Annotated in this window: 18 protein-coding genes; 8 read left to right on the top strand and 10 right to left on the bottom strand. The window is 72.1% G+C overall.

The features are described 5' to 3' along the window. Positions 1-13: 13 nt before the first annotated feature. Together EOINJALH_RS30015 and EOINJALH_RS30020 are read right to left on the bottom strand one after the other, a co-directional pair. The gene (locus EOINJALH_RS30015; RefSeq protein ID WP_088287220.1) at positions 14-880 is read right to left on the bottom strand and encodes a TlpA disulfide reductase family protein; all 867 of its coding nucleotides are present in this window, start codon (positions 878-880) and stop codon (positions 14-16) included. A 10-nt stretch (positions 881-890) separates the two neighbouring features. Next, positions 891-2,249 carry a DUF3422 family protein gene (locus EOINJALH_RS30020; RefSeq protein ID WP_088287222.1) on the bottom strand — a complete coding sequence of 453 codons (1,359 nt, stop codon included), beginning with the start codon at positions 2,247-2,249 and terminating at the stop codon, positions 891-893. Positions 2,250-2,361: 112 nt separating this feature from the next. Here EOINJALH_RS30020 and EOINJALH_RS30025 point away from each other — a divergent pair, with 112 nt between their 5' ends. Both EOINJALH_RS30025 and EOINJALH_RS30030 read left to right on the top strand, forming a co-directional pair. Further along, entirely contained in the window at positions 2,362-3,861 is a 1,500-nt protein-coding gene (locus tag EOINJALH_RS30025) for an ABC transporter substrate-binding protein (RefSeq protein ID WP_088287224.1), read from the top strand. 4 nt (positions 3,862-3,865) lie between these two features. Beyond that, entirely contained in the window at positions 3,866-5,209 is a 1,344-nt protein-coding gene (locus EOINJALH_RS30030; protein ID WP_088287226.1) for a tetratricopeptide repeat protein, read from the top strand. 82 nt (positions 5,210-5,291) lie between these two features. Here the strand turns inward: EOINJALH_RS30030 and EOINJALH_RS30035 are convergent, their stop codons facing one another. From EOINJALH_RS30035 to EOINJALH_RS30055, 5 genes are all read right to left on the bottom strand, one after another. Continuing rightward, a complete protein-coding gene (locus EOINJALH_RS30035) occupies positions 5,292-5,618 on the bottom strand; it encodes an H-NS family nucleoid-associated regulatory protein (RefSeq protein ID WP_088287228.1) in 327 nt (108 codons plus the stop codon). A gap of 53 nt (positions 5,619-5,671) precedes the next feature. Then, complete coding sequence (locus tag EOINJALH_RS30040) at positions 5,672-6,766, bottom strand: PHB depolymerase family esterase (RefSeq protein ID WP_088287230.1); 1,095 nt, start codon at positions 6,764-6,766, stop codon at positions 5,672-5,674. 19 nt (positions 6,767-6,785) lie between these two features. Then, the gene (locus EOINJALH_RS30045) at positions 6,786-7,208 is read right to left on the bottom strand and encodes a CopG family transcriptional regulator (RefSeq protein WP_088287232.1); all 423 of its coding nucleotides are present in this window, start codon (positions 7,206-7,208) and stop codon (positions 6,786-6,788) included. A gap of 115 nt (positions 7,209-7,323) precedes the next feature. Continuing rightward, entirely contained in the window at positions 7,324-7,983 is a 660-nt protein-coding gene (locus EOINJALH_RS30050) for a histidine phosphatase family protein (RefSeq protein ID WP_088287234.1), read from the bottom strand. 85 nt (positions 7,984-8,068) lie between these two features. Then, the gene (locus tag EOINJALH_RS30055; protein ID WP_088287236.1) at positions 8,069-9,361 is read right to left on the bottom strand and encodes an O-acetylhomoserine aminocarboxypropyltransferase/cysteine synthase family protein; all 1,293 of its coding nucleotides are present in this window, start codon (positions 9,359-9,361) and stop codon (positions 8,069-8,071) included. Positions 9,362-9,793: 432 nt separating this feature from the next. Between EOINJALH_RS30055 and EOINJALH_RS30060 the strand changes: the two genes are divergently transcribed. Further along, positions 9,794-10,720: a transglycosylase SLT domain-containing protein gene (locus EOINJALH_RS30060; RefSeq protein WP_234414107.1), complete on the top strand. Its 927-nt coding sequence runs from the start codon at positions 9,794-9,796 to the stop codon at positions 10,718-10,720. Between the two features lie 29 nt (positions 10,721-10,749). On the opposite strand, the gene EOINJALH_RS30065 is transcribed toward EOINJALH_RS30060, so the two are convergent. From EOINJALH_RS30065 to EOINJALH_RS33085, 3 genes are all read right to left on the bottom strand, one after another. Further along, entirely contained in the window at positions 10,750-11,019 is a 270-nt protein-coding gene (locus EOINJALH_RS30065) for a hypothetical protein (RefSeq protein ID WP_088287239.1), read from the bottom strand. Between the two features lie 77 nt (positions 11,020-11,096). Continuing rightward, positions 11,097-12,041, bottom strand: a complete 945-nt coding sequence (locus tag EOINJALH_RS30070; RefSeq protein ID WP_158219954.1) for an alpha/beta hydrolase — start codon at positions 12,039-12,041, stop codon at positions 11,097-11,099. 141 nt (positions 12,042-12,182) lie between these two features. Beyond that, on the bottom strand, positions 12,183-12,527 hold the full coding sequence (locus tag EOINJALH_RS33085) for a BON domain-containing protein (protein WP_234414108.1): 345 nt from the start codon (positions 12,525-12,527) through the stop codon (positions 12,183-12,185). Positions 12,528-12,733: 206 nt separating this feature from the next. On the opposite strand from EOINJALH_RS33085, the gene EOINJALH_RS32080 reads away from it, so the two are divergent. From EOINJALH_RS32080 to EOINJALH_RS30095, 5 genes are all read left to right on the top strand, one after another. Next, a complete protein-coding gene (locus EOINJALH_RS32080) occupies positions 12,734-12,889 on the top strand; it encodes a hypothetical protein (protein ID WP_158219955.1) in 156 nt (51 codons plus the stop codon). Positions 12,890-12,978: 89 nt separating this feature from the next. Next, positions 12,979-14,001, top strand: coding sequence for a sulfate ABC transporter substrate-binding protein (locus EOINJALH_RS30080; RefSeq protein ID WP_088287243.1), 1,023 nt, complete (start codon positions 12,979-12,981; stop codon positions 13,999-14,001). A 253-nt stretch (positions 14,002-14,254) separates the two neighbouring features. Further along, positions 14,255-15,088 carry a sulfate ABC transporter permease subunit CysT gene (cysT, locus tag EOINJALH_RS30085; RefSeq protein ID WP_088287244.1) on the top strand — a complete coding sequence of 278 codons (834 nt, stop codon included), beginning with the start codon at positions 14,255-14,257 and terminating at the stop codon, positions 15,086-15,088. A 5-nt stretch (positions 15,089-15,093) separates the two neighbouring features. After that, entirely contained in the window at positions 15,094-16,032 is a 939-nt protein-coding gene (cysW, locus tag EOINJALH_RS30090) for a sulfate ABC transporter permease subunit CysW (RefSeq protein ID WP_199873516.1), read from the top strand. A gap of 19 nt (positions 16,033-16,051) precedes the next feature. Beyond that, positions 16,052-17,116 carry a sulfate/molybdate ABC transporter ATP-binding protein gene (locus EOINJALH_RS30095; protein WP_088287246.1) on the top strand — a complete coding sequence of 355 codons (1,065 nt, stop codon included), beginning with the start codon at positions 16,052-16,054 and terminating at the stop codon, positions 17,114-17,116. The last annotated feature ends 28 nt before the right edge of the window (positions 17,117-17,144 follow it).

Consider the following 17,144-nt stretch of genomic DNA (forward strand, 5'->3'; position numbering starts at 1 on the left):
GGTTTGGGAGCGGTCATCGTGGGCTGCCGGTGGCGGGTTGCGGGGGTGTGGGTGCCAGCGCCGCCAGGCGGGCGGCGAGCGAGGCCGAGCTGAGCAGGCCCATGTGGCCGGCGACGAAACGGCCGCTGGCGTCGTAGAACAGCGTGGTCGGCAGCCCCGACGAGCCCACCCGCACGCCGAGGCTCGACCCGGGGTCGAGCAGCACGTGCTGCAGCGAGAAGCCCTGCGCCAGCAGCCAGCGGTTCACCTGCACCGCGTCCTCGCCCTGGTTGACGAAGACGAAGCGCACGCCCGGCGCCTGCGCTTGCGCGCTCGCCAGCATCGGCATCTCGGCGCGGCAGGGGCCGCACCAGGTGGCCCACAGGTTGACCACCGTGGGCAGGCCCCGGCCCAGCACCGCCAGGTCGGCCGGCCGGCCGCTCAGGTCGGTCAGCGCCGGCGCGGGCGGCGCCGACAGCTCGGCCAGCGTGGCCTCCTGGCGCGACGGCCCGAGCACGCCGACGGCAACGGACAGCACGCCCCACACCGCGGCGGCGCCGGCCAGCCCGGCCGCCATGGGCCGCCGCAGCGGCGGCGTGCGCCAGGCCCAGCCGGCCAGCACCGCGACCACCGCCGCCACGCCGACGGCCGGCGACCAGCCGCCATCGCGCAGGTCGAGCAACAGCAGCGGCGAGGCCAGATAGCCCGCCGGCGCGCCGAGCACGAAGCCGAGGCGCGCGGCCAGCAGGCCGATCGCCGCCGCCCAGCCCACCGCGCGGCCGGCGGCCGGGCCGTCGGGGCCGGCCAGGCGCACCGCCAGCGCATGGGCCGTCCACAGGGCCGCGCCCCACAGCAGCGGCGCCACCGGCAGGGCCACGGGGCCGATCGAGACCGACAGCATCGCGCCGCCCTCAGGGCGGCCCGCTGTGCAGGCGCCGGTGGATGCGGCGGGTGGCCGACCACACGCCCCACAGCACCAGCGGGATCGCCGCGCCGGCCACCACCTCGGGGTTCAGTGGCAGGCCCGCCGCCTTGGCCGCCTTGCCGCCGTACAGCACCAGGCTGATCACGTAGTACGAGATGGCCGCGATGGACAGGCCCTCCACCGTGGACTGCAGGCGCAGCTGCAATTCCTGGCCGCGCGTCAGCTTGGCCAGCAGCAGCTGGTTCTGCGCCTCGGTGGCGATGTCCACGCGCGTGCGCAGCAGGGCGCTGGTGCGCTCGACGCGCTGCGACAGCGAGCCCAGGCGATGCGCCGTGGCGGCCACCGTGGCGATGGCCGGCGAGAGCCGGTGCTGCATGAACTCGCCCAGCGTCTGCGTGCCGGGGATGGCGCGCTCGCGCAGCTCGGCGATGCGCTGGCGCACCAGGGTGTCGTAGGCCTGGGTGGCCGAGAAGCGGTAGCCATGCTCGGCGGTGGCGCGCTCGACGCGGGCGGCCAGCGCGATCAGTGTGTCCATCAGCGCCTGGTCGGAACTGCGGGCGTCTTCCAGCCGTGCGGTGATGTCGGCCAGGGCGCGCTCGGATTCGGCCAGCATCGGCCCCAGCGACTTGGCCACCGGCAGGCCGCGCAGGGCCATCAGGCGGTAGGTCTCGAGCTCGAGCAGGCGCTGCGAGACGCGGCCGGCGCGGCTGTCGGTGGTGCCTGGCGGCGCGATGACGAGCACCCGCTCGAACCCGTTGCGCCGCAGGCGGAAATCGGTGACGGCCAGCGAGTGCCCGTCCGCCGGGTGGCCGCCGCCGCCGATGCCACCGGCCCCCAGCCGCGAGGCCACGACCACGCCGCCGCCGAACCACTGCCGTGCCTGGGCCAGCGTGGCGGGCGCGTCGTCCAGCGAGCCGTGCACCATCACCAGCTTGATCGCGGCCACGGTGCGGCCGGGGATCTCGCGCAGCCAGGCCGCATCGACGATCAGCGAGGGCAGCAGCTCGGGCTCGCCGGCACCCAGGTCGGCGCCCTCGGGCAGGGCCTGCACGATGGAGTAGCGCGTGAACTCGCTGTGCCGCTCCCACTTGACGGTGTGCGTGCCCCAGCGCAAGCGCAGGAAGTTGCGCTGCAGGTCGGCCATCGACAGGTGCTGTTGCCCGGGCAGGCGGCGCAGGTGCTCGCACTCGGCCTCGCGGCTGACACCCTCGTTGAGCACGGCCACGTAGACCACCAGCGCCGGCAGGCGGATGCGCGGCGACGGCCGGGCGTGGACCTCGTTGTGCAGTTCCTCGCGCAGCGGGTCATCGGGCGGCAGGGCGGGGGCGTTGTGTGCGCCGGTCATGCGCCATGGTAGCCCGAGGCTGGGCCCCAGGCGCGGCCCGATGGTCGCCGCGCCGTTGCGGCTAGCATTTGTCCGTTGTCGTCTCACGACGTGCCCCCCAGGAGCCCCCGCCATGATCCGCCGCCGCACCGCGCTGACCCTGCCCGCCGCACTCGGCGCCACGCTGGGGCTCGCACCCTGGCTGGCCCAGGCCCAGTCGAAGAAGGACACGCTGGTGCTGGCCATGACGCTGGAGCCGCCGGGCCTGGACCCCACGGCCGGCGCGGCGTCGGCCATCGCCGAGGTGGTGCTGTACAACGTCTTCGAGACGCTGACCAAGGTCCACGCCGACTCGTCCATCACGCCGCTGCTGGCGCAGAGCTGGACGGTCACGCCCGACAACAAGACCTGGGCCTTCAAGCTCCGGCCCGGCGTGGCATTCCACAACGGCGAGCCCTGCACCGCGAAGGCGGTGAAGTACGCCTTCGAGCGCGCCGCGGCGGCCGACTCGACCAACAAGGACAAGGCGGTCTTCGCCAACATCGTCAACATCGCGCTCACCGACGAGCTGACGGCGGTGCTGACGCTGAAGAACCCGAACCCCGACTTCCTGTTCCAGTTGGGCCAGGCCACGTCCATCATCGTCGAGCCGAAGAGCGTGGCCACCAACGCCACCCAGCCGGTGGGCACCGGCCCCTACAAGCTCGAGAACTGGGCCAAGGGATCGGCCGTGGTGCTGGCGCGCTGGGACGGCCACCGCGACGCCAAGGCGATCAAGCTGCGCCGGGTGACGATGCGCTTCATCAGCGACGCCGCGGCGCAGGTGGCGGCGATGCTGGCCGGCGACGTGGACGTGTTCCCCCGCGTGGCCGCGGCCAAGAGCCTGGCGCAGTTCAAGGCCGACAAGCGCTTCCAGGTGCTGATCGGCGGTTCTCGCGCCAAGACCGTGGTGGCCATCAACAACCGCCGCAAGCCGCTGGACGACGTGCGCGTGCGCCGCGCCATCGCCATGGCCATCGACCGCAAGCAAGTGGTCGAGGGCGCGGCCGACGGCTTCGGCACGCCGATCGGCAGCTTCTACGTGCCGGGCGCGCCGGGCTATGTCGACCTCACGGCGGTGAACGCCTACAACCCGGAGCGGGCCAAGGCGCTGCTGAAAGAGGCCGGCGTGACGACACCGCTGGAGCTGTCGCTGAAGCTGCCGCCCACGCCCTATGCACGCCAGGGCGGCGAGGTCATCGCCGCGATGCTGGCCAAGGTGGGCATCGTGGCCAAGCAGGAAAACGTCGAGTGGGCGCAGTGGCTGTCGGGCGTGTACGGCCAGAAGGCCTACGACCTGACCATCATCAGCCACGTCGAGCCGCTGGACCTCGGCAACTTCGCGCGGCCGGGCTACTACTGGAACTACGAGTCCGCGCGCTTCAACGACCTGTGGAACCGCATCAACGCCACCGCCGACAGCGCCACGCGCCTGAAGCTGGTGGCCGAGGCCCAGCGCCTGGTGGCCGACGACGCGGTGCTGGCCTACCTGTACCAGCCCACCTGGATCACGGTGGCCAAGGCCGGGGTCAAGGGCGTGCCCCGCGACATGCCGCTGTTCGTCAACGACCTGTCGCTGCTCAGCTGGGGCTGAGCGCATGGCCGCGGCGCACGATCCGTTCGGCAACCCGCTGAGCCTGCAGCACGCGGCCAGCGCCGCCGCGGTGGCCGGCTTCGTCGAGGGCTTCCTCGGCTACACGCCGCGCATCCTGGACGTGCTGGCCGCGGCCGGGCAGGACGAGAGCGTCATCGTGCAGGCCTGCGCCGCGGCGCTGTGGATGTTCTCGGAATCGCCGGGCGGCCCACCGGCGGCACGCGGGCACCTGGCCCGCGCCGAGCGCGCCGCGCTGCCTTGCACCGAACGTGAGCGGCTTTTCGCCCAGGCCGTGGCGCATTGGGTGGCCGGCGACCTGCGCGGCGCACTGGCCACGCACGAGGCGCTGGCCGAGCGGCACCCGCGCGACCTGGCCGCGCTCAAGCTTGGCCAGTACCACGCCTTCAACCTGGGCGACTCGCCGACCATGCTGCGTCTGGCGCTGAAGGCCCTGCCGGCTTCCGCCGACGTGGCCTGGGTGCACGGTATGGCCGCCTTCGCGTGGGAACAGTGCCACCGGCTGCACGAGGCCGAGGTGTCGGCCCGGCGCGCGCTGGCCATGCGCCCGGACGAGCCCTGGGCCCAGCACGCGCTGGCCCACGTGATGCTGACCGACGGGCGGCTGCGCGAGGGTGCGGCCTTCCTGCAGGATTCGAGCGGCGGCTGGGCCGGGCTCACGTCCTTCATGCGCACGCACAACTGGTGGCACCTGGCGGTGTTCCTGCTGGAGCTGGGCGACGACGCCGCGGCCTTGCGCCTGCACGACGAGCAGGTGTGGGGCGTGGACAAGGCCTACTCGCAGGACCAGGTGGGCGCGGTGTCGCTGCTGGCTCGGCTGGAACTGGCCGGGGTGGCGGTGGGAGGCCGTTGGGAGGCGCTGGCGCCGTGGCTCGTCGGCCGCACCGCCGACCAGGTGCAGCCCTTCCTCGACATGCAGTACCTCTACGGACTGGCCCGCGCGGGCCGGCCCGAGGCCGACACGCTGATGGCGCAGGTGGAGCGCTTCGCCCCGCAGGCCCCCGAGGCCTCGCGCGAGGCCTGGCAGCGCGTGGCGGTGCCGGCCTGCCGCGGGCTGCTGGCCCATGCGCGCGGGCGCTGGGCCGAGGCCGCCGACGCGCTGGCGCTGGCCTTGCCGCGGCTGGTGTCGATCGGCGGCAGCCACGCGCAGCGCGACCTGTTCGAGCAGATCCACCTCGACGCGCTGTGGCGCTCGGGCGGGCTGGCCGGCGCGCAGAACCTGCTGCAGCCGCGCGCCAATGCCCAGCCGCAGTCCGAGCGGCTGCGGCGGCAGTTGCACGGGGTGTACGCCGCCCTGGGGCTGCCGGCGCTGGCGCACCACGGCGCCTGACGGGGCCGGTGCAGCGTCAGCCGGCGCGGCGCCGGCGGGCTATCGGCGACGGCGATTGGCGGCGGCGATCTGTCCGGCGAGCTCAGTCCGGCGAATCGAGCCGCGTCGGCGGTTCAGCGGCGGCCGGCGCTTCCGCCGGGGCCTGGTTCGCCGGGCTGAGCTCGGCCACCGTGTAGCCCTCCTTCAGCAGCGCGTGGCGCAGCCAGTCGGGGTGGGGCCCCAGGCCGTCCCAGGTGTCGCCGGTCTTGGGGTGGCGGTACTTCACCGGCGGCGCGGGCGGTGGCGGCGGCACCAGCGGCAGATCACCCAGCTCGTGCAGGCCGATCTGCCAGTACTCCATCAGGCCCTCGATGCGGGCCAGCGCCGCGCGCTGGGCGCGGCTCAGGCTGCGGTCACGTCGTGATTCCATGGCCCCTTGGCGTGCGTGGCGCCGTCACCGTGTTCGCGTGGCCCGGCCGGTGCTCAGGCCGGCGCCCCGGGCTGCGTGGCATCGGCGGCCGGCAGCGAGTTCGAGAAGAAGAAGCGCAGCATCGCGTCGGTGGCGTCGGGGCCGCTGGCATCGGTGAACGAGCCTGCCGCGCGGCCACCAGACCAGGCATGGCCCGCGCCATGCACCACCCAGTGTTCCGCCACCACGCGCCCATTGTCGTCGCGGTAGACCTGCCGCGTGTGGTCGTGCCCATCGCCCTGGCGGGCGCGCTCGGTGTGCGACGCATCGCCGCTCGACACCGCCACGCGCACGTGTTCGCCATTCGCCGGGTGCACGGTGGTGTCGCGGTCGCCGTGGAAGACGATGGTGGGCGGACGCCCCGCCGCGGGGCCCGCGGCCGGCGCGCCGGCGCGCATGGCCTGCAGGGCCGAGCCCAGGTCCTTGGCAGCGCCGGTGGCCAGGCCCGAGTGCACGCCCACCGCGGCGAACAGCTCGGGGTAGGCGTCGCCGAGGATCGCCGCCATCGCCCCGCCCGCCGACAGGCCGGCGACGTAGACGCGGCGCGGGTCGATGCCGTGGCGCTGGACCACCTCGCGCACCATGCCGGCCAGCAGCGCGGGCTCGCCACGGCCGCGCTGCTGGTGGCTGTGCTTGAACCAGTTCCAGCAGCGTTGCGGGTTGGCGCTGCGCGACTGCTCGGGGTACAGCACGAAGAAGCCGCGCGCCTGCGCGGCGTCGTTCATGCCGGTGCCGGCCGCGAAATCGGCCGCGTCCTGGGTGCAGCCGTGCAGCATCACCACCAGCGGCAGCGCCTGCACCGGCCCGCCGGGCGGGACGTAGAGCTTGAAGTCGCGGCTGCCAGCCGCCGCATCGGCGTGGTGGCCGTCGATGAACTGGCCGGGGGCGGGCGCCGGGCGCGGCGGTGTCGTCACATCGGGCGCCGCGCCGGCAACGCCACCGGGCGTCACCTCGCGGGCCGGCACGTCGATGACGTCGGCGTCACGCGGGCCGACGCGCGCGGCCACGCCGGCCAGCGCGGCCTGGATGGCCTCGGTGGCGCGCTGCAGCTTGCCGTCGCGGGTGAGCTCGGTCGCCCGGGCCATCCAGCGTTGAAAGGTGGGGTTCATGGAGGTCCTGACAAAGGTTTCAACGGATGCGGCCGGCCAGCGCGGCCTTGACGGCCGGGCTGGCGTGCAAGGCCCCCAGCACCACCACCGACTCGATGGCGTCCAGCGCCAGTTCGGGCGTCACATCGGGTGCGATCGAGGCCAGGCCGAGCACGCGGATCTGCAGCGCCTCGCCGGCCGCGACCACCGCGCGCAGGTCGGCGGCGCTGAAGTGCTGGATGCCCAGCACCAGCGTCTTGCGCGCCACCGATTGCTTCACCGCGTCGGCATGCACCGCCAGCTGGTTGCGGATGGCCGTGCGGATCAGGTCGGTGCGGTTGGCGTAGAAGCCGTCCTGCACCAGCAGGTCGATCTGGCCCAGGTCGACATAGCCCAGGTTGATGGTGATCTTCTCGTCGGTCGGCTTGGCCGCGACCAGGGCGGAGGTGCTGCGAGGTGGCATTCCGCCATCCTATCACCATCCACTTGGATGGTTTAGACCGGTTGCGTGCGGCGCTGGACGGTCTGGCAGGGCGCCGACCCGGCGCCCGGGGGCCGCCGGACCAGTGCGCCCAGCCTCAGCGCCCGGTGGCCGCCGCCTGCTGCGCCGTGCTCGGCTGCTCGGGCAGGCCCTGCAGGTGCGCGGCGTCGGCCCACTGCACGATCTGCAGCCCGCCATCGTGCCAGCGCAGGCGGTTGATGCCGGTGTTGGGGATGTCGCAGGTGCGCGGCCCGTGCAGCGGCTGGCCCTGCACGCGGCGCCACAGCATGTCGAGCACGCCGCCGTGGGTGACCACGGCCACGCGCCGGCCGGCATGGGCCGCCAGCAGCGCTGCCAGCGCCTGCTCGATGCGGGCATAGAAGGCGGTGTTGCTCTCGGCGCCACCGGGCAGGGCGTAGTCGGCCTCGTGGCGCGTCCACTGCGCCCACAGGTCGGGGTGCGTCGAGCGGATGGTGGGCACGTCCAGCCCCTCGAGCACGCCGAAGGACTGCTCGCGCCACAGCGGCTCCACCAGCACCTGCGGCACGCGGTGCTGAGCCAGCGGCGCGGCGGTGGCCTGCGCGCGCTGCAGGTCGCTGGCCACCAGCACCTCGATCGGTTCGTCCACCAGCCGCTCGGCCAGCCGCTCGGCCTGCTGCAGGCCGATGGCGTTGAGCGGCACGTCGATCTGGCCCTGGAAGCGGTGCTGCCGGTTCCAGTCGGTCTCGCCGTGGCGGATGACGATCAGTTCGGTCATCGGGGCATTGTGGGCCGCCCCCGTCCCCGGGGGCTTGACGCGGCGCGGTGCAAGTTCACGCGGCGGCAAGCGCCGCGGTGCGGGGTCATGCGGCGGCCAGCGCCGCATCGAGGTCGGCCTTCAGGTCGTCGACATGCTCGATGCCGATCGACAGCCGCACCGTGTCCTCGGTGACGCCCGAGGTGGCCAGCTCGGCGGGCGACAGCTGCCGGTGCGTGGTCGACGCCGGGTGCGTGGCCAGCGACTTGGCGTCGCCGATGTTGACCAGCCGGGTGAAGAGCTTCAGCGCGTCGAGGAAGCGCTCGCCGGCGGCGCGCCCGCCCTGCACGCCGAAGGTGAACAGGCCCGAGGCGCGGCCGCCCAGGTACTTGTGCATCAGCGCATGGTCGGGGTGGTCTTCGAGGCCGGCGTAGTTGACCCAGCCCACCTTGGGGTGCGACTTCAGGAAGCGCGCCAGCGCCAGCGCGTTGTCGCTGATGCGCTCCATGCGCAGCGCCAGCGTCTCGATGCCCTGCAGGATCAGGAAGGCGTTGAACGGCGACAGCGCCGCGCCCATGTTGCGCAGCGGCACCACGCGGGCGCGGCCGATGTAGGCCGCCGGGCCCAGGGCCTCGGTGTAGACCACGCCGTGGTAGCTGACGTCGGGCTCGTTCAGGCGCCGGAAGCGGGCCTTGTGCTGGGCCCACGGGAACTTGCCCGAATCGACGATGGCCCCGCCGATGCTGGTGCCGTGGCCGCCCAGGTACTTGGTGAGCGAGTGCACCACGATGTCGGCGCCGTGCTCGAAGGGGCGGCACAGGTAGGGGCTGGGCACGGTGTTGTCGACGATCAGCGGCACGCCGTGGCGGTGGGCGATCTCGGCCAGCGGCGCGAAGTCGGTGATGTTGCCCTGCGGGTTGCCCAGCGACTCGACGAAGATGGCCTTGGTGCGCTCGTCGATCAGCGGCTCGAAGCTGGCCGGGTTGCGGTAGTCGGCGAAGCGCGTGGTGATGCCGTACTGCGGCAGCGTGTGTGCGAACAGGTTGATGGTGCCGCCGTACAGCGCGCTGCTGGCCACGATGTTGTCGCCGGCCTCGCAGATGGTCTGGATGGCGTAGGTGACCGCCGCCTGGCCCGACGCCAGTGCCAGCGCGGCGATGCCGCCCTCGAGTGCCGCGAGCCGCTGCTCCAGCACGTCGTTGGTCGGATTCATGATCCGCGTGTAGATGTTGCCCGGCACCTTCAGGTCGAACAGGTCGGCGCCGTGCTGCGCGCTGTCGAACGAATAGGCCGCCGTCTGGTAGATGGGCACCGCGACCGCGTGGGTGGTGGGCTCGGGCGTGTAGCCGCTGTGCACGGATTTGGTTTCGAAACGCCAATCGCCGGGGTTGCCGCTCATGTCTTGCCTGGGGTGGGGTAGAAGGGAGCGGGCAGTCTACGACCGCCCGGTCGAAGGCAGCGAACGCCTGGGCCCGCGTCGGCGGGCGCCAGATCCGGTCCGGGCCACTTCGTTGCGGCCGATGGGCCAGTACCGCTGTGCCGTTTCTCGCGCGACCGCTGGCTGCCAGGCAGCCGCGGGCGTGAACTGCGGCATGGGCCCGGCCCACGTCCTAGGGATGCACCCCCCTCGGTCGTGGTGGGTCGGCAGGCGCACGGTCGCCGTCAGCGCTAGAGTGCAGGTCCCGCAGCCAACCGCGGGTAAACCCTCTCCATGCCCCAGCCCACCCAGCCCTTGCCGCACGCCGCCGATCCTGCGCCGACTTGCCCGTCTGTGTCGGCGCGGCAAGGTCGTGCGCGCGGCGCCCGGCGCAGGGGGGCGTGGACGCTGGCCTTGGTCCTCGGCAGCCTGTGTGGCCTGGCCACAGCCCAGTCGGCGCTGGCGCCACTGGCCGCGGTGACGCCGCAACTGGTGGCGCCGGCCCTGGCGATCGAGGTGCTGCGGCTGCGGGCCGACGCCACCGCGCACGAGCACGGCGAAGGCGTGGCGCGCGACGGCGCCCGCGCGGCTGCGCTGTACTGCCAGGCGGCGCGCCTGGGCGACACGGCCTCGCTGTACAGCCTGGGCTGGATGCATGCCCACGGCCGCGGCGTGCCGCGCGACGATGCGCAGGCGGCGTGGTTCTTCGCTGCCGCGGCGGCACTGGGCGACGGCCCGTCGCGCCGCATGCTGGCCACGCTGGGCCCGGCCGCGGCCGAGGTGCCCGACTGCCTGCGCCCGCCCGAGCCGCCGCCGGCCCCGCCCGTGGCGGTGGTGGACGACGATCCGCCGCCGGTGTTCCACGCCGTGGCCCGCAGCGTGCCGCCGCAGGCGCCCAAGTCCATCGTCGACCTGGTGAAGAAGCTCGCGCCGCAGTACCGCCTCGAGCCGCACTTGGTGCTGGCCATCATGGCCGCCGAGTCGAATTTCGACCCGACGGTGGTGTCGCCGAAGAACGCGCAGGGCCTGATGCAACTGATCCCCGACACGGCGGCGCGCTTCAATGTGCAGGATCCGTTCGATCCGACACAGAGCATCAAGGGCGGTATGGCCTACCTGCGCTGGCTGATGGCCTACTTCGAAGGCGACGTCACGCTGGTGGCCGCCGCCTACAACGCCGGCGAGGGCACGGTCGAGCGCTACAAGGGCGTGCCGCCGTTCGCCGAGACGCAGGCCTACATCGAGCGCATCCGCCGCTTCATCGGCGACCTGGTGCTGCCCTTCGACGCACGCGTCACGCGGCCGTCACCGCACCTGCGCCAGGGCCGCGGCAACGGCTGAGCGGCACCGTGCGCCTCAAGCGCCGGTATTCAAGCCGCCAGCGCGCGACGCAGCAGTTCGGCCACCAGGCCGTTGATGCCACCGTCATGCGCGGCCGCGCGCTCGCGCAGCGTGTCGGTCAGTTCGGCGGGCAGCTTGCAGGCGAACGGCACCAGGCCGGCCGCGGCATCGATGCGGCGCTGTTCGCGGCGATCGGGCAGTGCCGTGGCGGCAAACCGCCCTGGCACGGACGCGCCCTTGCGCGCGCCCTCGAGCTTCTGTTCCAGGCGGCGGGCGAGGTCGGTCTTCTTCATGCTCATGGCAGGCGATCGGGGGGCAATGGACCCGCATTGTCGCCCGCAGCAGCGCCGGGCCGGTTCGGCCGCCCCGCAGCCGCTCAGCGCATGACGGCGCCGATGGCCTGCCGAAGCGCGTTCAGGTAGGCCGGAAACTCCTGCAGGTCGTTGTGGCCAGCCCCGGCGATGGTGATCAGCGCGCCGCCCGGCAGCCGATCGGCCAGATCGTGCAGGGCGTGCACGTCGTCCGCGCGCAGGCCGGACACGGCGCCGAGCATGCCCCCGGGCAGGTGCTCCGCCAGGGCGTGGCTGTGGTGCGGCGGGATCAGCGTGTCGCGCTCGCCGTGCAGCAGCAGCACGGCCATGTCGCGGCGCGTCTCGCCGGTGGTGGCGGACTGGCCGAGCGACAGGCAGCTCGATGCGATGCGGGCCAGCGCCTCGTCGCTGCGCAGGCGGTAGCGCAACAGCGAGGTCGGCGCCCACGGGTAATGTTCAGCGGCGAGCGCGTCGAGGCTCTGGTAGGGCGACACCAGCACCAGCAGGTCGGGGCGCTGCGTCGGCTCGAGCCCCGCGGCCAGCTGCGAGGCCAGCCCGGTGCCCAGCGACCGGCCGAGGAACACCGCCCGCCGGCCAACGTAGGCCGGCGCGATCGACCGCCAGGCTGCGTGCACGTCGTCGAGCAGCTGCGCCTCGCTGGCGATGCGCCCGGTGCTCTTGCCGTAGCCGCGGTAGTCGACCATGAACAGGTCGACGTTCATCGAGCGCCAGAACTCGGGGTTGACGAACCAGGTGGACAGGTTGCCCGCGTTGCCATGCAGGTAGAACACCACGCCCTTGGGATCGGGCACGCGCAGGTGCAGGGCGTGCAGGCGCGCGCCGGGCACCTCGATGTCCACCTCGTGCACATCGGGCGGCAGCGAGAAGCGGTGGTCGGCCGGCAGGGCCACCGGCTGGAAGATCAGCCGCTCCTGGCCCCACCACAGCGCAGCGGCCAGGCCGCCCGTGGCGAGCACCGACACCAACAACACCCAGGACAACCAGCGCACGACATCCCCCAACGCATCGCGGCTCCACCCGACCGACGGGTTGGACGACCACCGCGCATTTCCAGGGCGCGATCATGCCGTGTCGCGGGGGTGGGCGCCATCCCGCCGGTTCGCGGGCCGGGCGCGGTCGGGCCCCGGCGTTCAGGGACGCACGGTCACCTCGTTGTGGATCGCGTGCACGCCGGTCGCCGCACGCGCCAGCCGATCGACCTGATCGGCCTGCAACTGGGTGTCCACGGCACCGGTCAGCCGAACGTCACCCTTGGTGGTGTGGACCTCGATGTTGAAGTCCTTGACGGAATCGTCCTGCTGCAAGGCCATCCTCACGTTCGTGGTGATGTCGATGTCGGCCACCTCGGCCGAGACGGCGGGGCTGCCGGCCACCACCAGCGGGGCATCGTCGAGCTTGGCGCAGCCGACGCTCCAGACCAGGGCCGCGCCGCCCAGTGTGAGGCCCAGACGCCGCCAGATCGCTTGTGAGTTCATTCGAATGCTCCCGATGACCAGGGGACACCGGACGGCGCCCCTCGCCGTCCTTATGGCGCTTGTCCGCCACACCGTCTGTGCGCCGGACCACCCGGTGGCCCGGCGCGCCAGCGTCGTCATGTGCTGCGTCGCTTTCCTTCGTTCGCCCCAGCGCCGGTGGTGCCCACAGCGGCACCCTGCAACCACAGCACCTAAAGCACGCGTCCATGAACCCGGTCGACCCGCCCGCCCGATGGCTGGTGCTGCCCGGGCTGAAGATCGCCAGGGCGCGCCACTGCGCCCAGCGCTGGAACAGCCCGCCGGTCAACCGGGGTGACACCGGCCACCCCCATGGCGCGGCAGCTTATTCGCCGATCACATAAGGAAGCTCGCATCGCTTCGTTCTGCGGATGAGGGCGGCTGCCTAGCATCCGCCCATTCCTTCAGCGCCCCCCATCCAGGACCCTTCGCCATGCCGCACCGCCCCTTCATCCGCCGCACCCGAACCGCCCTGCTGGCCCTGGCGCTGGGGGCGGCCGCGCTGGGCACCGCCGCCAAGGACATCACCCTGCTCAACGTGTCGTACGACCCGACGCGCGAGTTCTACGCCGACTTCAACAAGGCCTTCGGCGCGCACTGGAAGGCCAAGACCGGCGACACGGTCACCGTCAAGCAGTCGCACGGCGGCTCGGGCAAGCAGGCCCGATCGGTGATCGACGGGCTGGACGCCGACGTGGTGACGCTGGCGCTGGCCTACGACGTGGACGAACTCTCCGCCAAGGGCAAGCTGATCCCCGCCGACTGGCAGGCGCGCCTGCCGCACAACAGCGCGCCCTACACGTCGACCATCGTGTTCCTGGTGCGCAAGGGCAACCCCAAGGGCATCAAGGACTGGGACGACCTGGTCAAGCCCGGCGTCTCGGTGATCACGCCCAACCCCAAGACCTCGGGCGGCGCCCGCTGGAACTACCTGGCCGCCTGGGGCTACGCGCTGAAGAAGTTCGGCAACTCCGAGGCCAAGGCGCAGGCCTTCGTCGCCACCCTGTTCAAGAACGTGCCGGTGCTCGATTCCGGCGCGCGCGGCGCCACCGTCACCTTCGTCGAACGCGGCGTGGGCGACGTGTTCATCTCGTGGGAGAACGAGGCCCATCTGGCGGTGAAGGAACTGGGCCCGGACAGGTTCGAGATCGTCGTGCCCTCGCTGTCGATCCTGGCCGAGCCGCCGGTGACCGTGATCGACAAGGTGGCCGACAAGCGCGGCACGCGCGAGGTGGCCAACGCCTACCTGCGCTACCTGTACACCCCCGAAGGCCAGGCCATCGCCGCGAAGCACCACTACCGACCGACCTACCCGAAGGTGGCGGCCAGGTTCGACAAGCAGTTCGCCAAGGTGCAGTTGTTCACCATCGATGCGGTGTTCGGTGGCTGGGCCAGGGCACAGAAGGCGCATTTCGCCGATGGCGGCGTGTTCGACCAGATCTACCTCAACAAGTGAACGGCTGAAGTCGGCCGCCGGGTGCCGAAGGCCCGGCGGACTTCCTCGCTTTGCGCATATCGAACCACGATTTCGGTCGTTCACGGCACGGCGCACCCTGCCTAGCATCGTGCCCTTGCCTCTCGAATCCTGCCGAGCCACCCCCATGACCTCCGACCCGCTGATCGCCGACCTGCTGCGCCTGGCCCTGCTGCTGGCCCTGCCGCTGGCCGCCTGGTGGTTCGACCGCCGCGCAGGCAAATAGGGAGCAGCCATGGTCCTGATGCGCCGCCTGCTGCGGCGTCACTCGGTGCTGCCCGGCTTCGACCTGGCGCTCGGGTTCACGCTGCTGTACCTGAGCTTCATCGTGCTGATCCCGCTGTCGGCGGCCTTCCTGAAGACGGCCACGATGACCTGGCCGGCGTTCTGGGACACGGTGACCTCGCCCCGCGTGATGGCCTCGTACCGGCTGACCTTCGGCGCCTCGTTCGCCGCCGCGCTGATCAACGCCGCATTCGGCCTGGTGGTGGCCTGGGTGCTGGTGCGTTATGACTTTCCGTTCAAGCGCCTCGTCGACGCGCTGGTCGACCTGCCCTTCGCGCTGCCCACGGCGGTGGCCGGCATCGCACTGACCGCGCTGTACGCCGAGAACGGCTGGATCGGCCAACTGCTGCCGTTCAAGGTGGCCTTCACGCCGCTGGGCGTGTTCGTGGCGCTCACCTTCATCGGCCTGCCCTTCGTCGTGCGCACGCTGCAGCCGGTGATGGAAGACATGCACCACGAGATCGAGGAGGCCGCGGCCACACTGGGCGCCAACCGCTGGCAGACCTTCCGCCGCGTGCTGTTGCCGATCCTGACGCCGCCGCTGCTCACCGGCTTCGCGCTGGCCTTCGCCCGCGCGCTGGGCGAGTACGGCTCGGTGATCTTCATCGCCGGCAACATGCCGATGATCAGCGAGATCACACCGCTGTTGATCATCACCAAGCTCGAGCAGTACGACTACACCGGCGCCACGGCCCTCGCGGTGGTGATGCTGGTGGCCGCTTTCGCGCTGCTGCTGGGCATCAATGCACTGCAGGCCTGGGCCCGCGCGCGGCAGGGGCGGTGATGGCCATGGCCGCCAGCGCATCGACCACGGCCGGCCCGTCGCCGACGGCGCCGCGTCTTCCAGCCCTGCGGGCCTCGGCCGCCATGGCGCCGCCGGCGCTGCGCTCGGCCACCTCCGAGCCCGCCTGGGTGCGCCGATCGCTGATCGGCGTGGCCCTGGCCTTCCTCACCGTCTTCCTGTTCGTGCCGCTGGCCATCGTCTTCGCCGAGGCCTTCAAGAAGGGTGTCGACGTCTACCTGGCGGCCATCGTCGAGCCCGATGCGCTGTCGGCGGTGAAGCTGACGCTGATCGCCGCGCTGATCTCGGTGCCGATGAACCTGGTGTTCGGCGTGGCCGCCGCCTGGTGCATCGCCAAGTTCGAGTTCCGCGGCAAGAACGTGCTGCTGACGCTGATCGACCTGCCGTTTTCGGTGAGCCCGGTGATCTCGGGGCTGGTCTTCGTGCTGATCTTCGGCCTGCAGGGCTGGTGGGGCGAGTGGCTGCGCGACCACGACCTGAAGGTCATCTTCGCGGTGCCCGGCATCGTGCTGGCCACCACCTTCGTGACCTTCCCGTTCGTCGCCCGCGAGCTCATCCCGCTGATGCAGGCCCAGGGCGTGGAGCAGGAAGAGGCCGCCCGCGTGCTGGGCGCCGGCGGCTGGGACATCCTCTGGCGCGTGACCCTGCCCAACGTGAAGTGGGCACTGCTGTACGGCGTGATCCTGTGCAATGCGCGGGCGATGGGCGAGTTCGGCGCGGTCAGCGTGGTCTCGGGCCACATCCGCGGCCAGACCAACACGATGCCGCTGCACATCGAGATCCTCTACAACGAGTACCAGTTCGCCGCCGCCTTTGCGGTGGCCTCGCTGCTGGCGCTGCTGGCGCTGGTGACGCTGGCGCTGAAGTACGCCGTCGAACAGCGCGTGAAGCACGAGAAGCGGGCGGCCGGCGGCCGCGGCGAATGAACCCCAAGGCAGGCCCCACATGAGCATCGAAGTCCGCCAACTCAACAAGCGCTTCGGCGCCACCGTGGTGTGCGACCAGCTCGACCTGGTCATCCCCGACGGTGAACTGGTGGCGCTGCTCGGCCCGTCGGGCTCGGGCAAGACCACGCTGCTGCGCATCATCGCCGGGCTCGAGGTGCCCGATTCGGGCAGCGTGCTGTTCCACGGCGAAGATGCCACCCGCACCGACGTGCGCGAGCGCCAGGTGGGCTTCGTCTTCCAGCATTACGCGCTGTTCGCGCACCTGTCGATCTTCGAGAACGTGGCCTTTGGCCTGCGGGTGCGGCCGAAGGCGACGCGGCCGACCGAGCGCGAGATCCGCTCGAAGGTGACCGCGCTGCTGAAGATGGTGCAGCTCGACTGGGTGGCCGACCGCTTCCCGCACCAGCTCTCCGGCGGCCAGCGCCAGCGCATCGCGCTGGCCCGCGCCCTGGCGGTGGAGCCGCGCGTGCTGCTGCTCGACGAGCCCTTCGGCGCGCTCGACGCCAAGGTGCGCAAGGAACTGCGCCGCTGGCTGCGCCGCCTGCACGACGAGATGCACGTGACCAGCGTGTTCGTCACCCACGACCAGGACGAGGCGATGGAGGTGGCCGACCGCGTGGTGGTGATGAACCAGGGCCGCATCGAGCAGCAGGGATCGCCCGACGAGGTCTACGACCACCCGGCCACACCCTTCGTGCTGCAGTTCCTGGGTGACGTGAACCTGTTCCACGGCCGGCTCGGCCATGCGCCGGGTGGGGCGGATGGTCAGGAGGTGAGTTATGTGCGGCCACATGAGCTGGACATCGTCGGCGAGGCCGGCGACGGCACCTGGGGCGCCACGCTGTCGCAAGTGCTCACCTTGGGCGCGCTGACGCGGCTGGAGTTCCAGCGTGACGACGGCAGCTTCGTCGACGTCGAGCTGCCGCGCACGCGCTGGCAGACGCTGCGCGACACCCTGGGCCTGGCGCCCGGCCAGCGGGCCCACCTGCGCCCGCGCCGCGTCACCCGCTTCGTGGTCGGCGGCGAGGCCGCGTTGGTGGACGACCCGGCGGCGGCGATCTGAGCCCGGCCCGCGGGCCGGCGCCGCGCGA

The sequence above is a fragment of the Ideonella sp. A 288 genome (assembly GCF_002198735.1).
Taxonomy (GTDB): Bacteria; Pseudomonadota; Gammaproteobacteria; order Burkholderiales; family Burkholderiaceae_C; genus Pseudaquabacterium.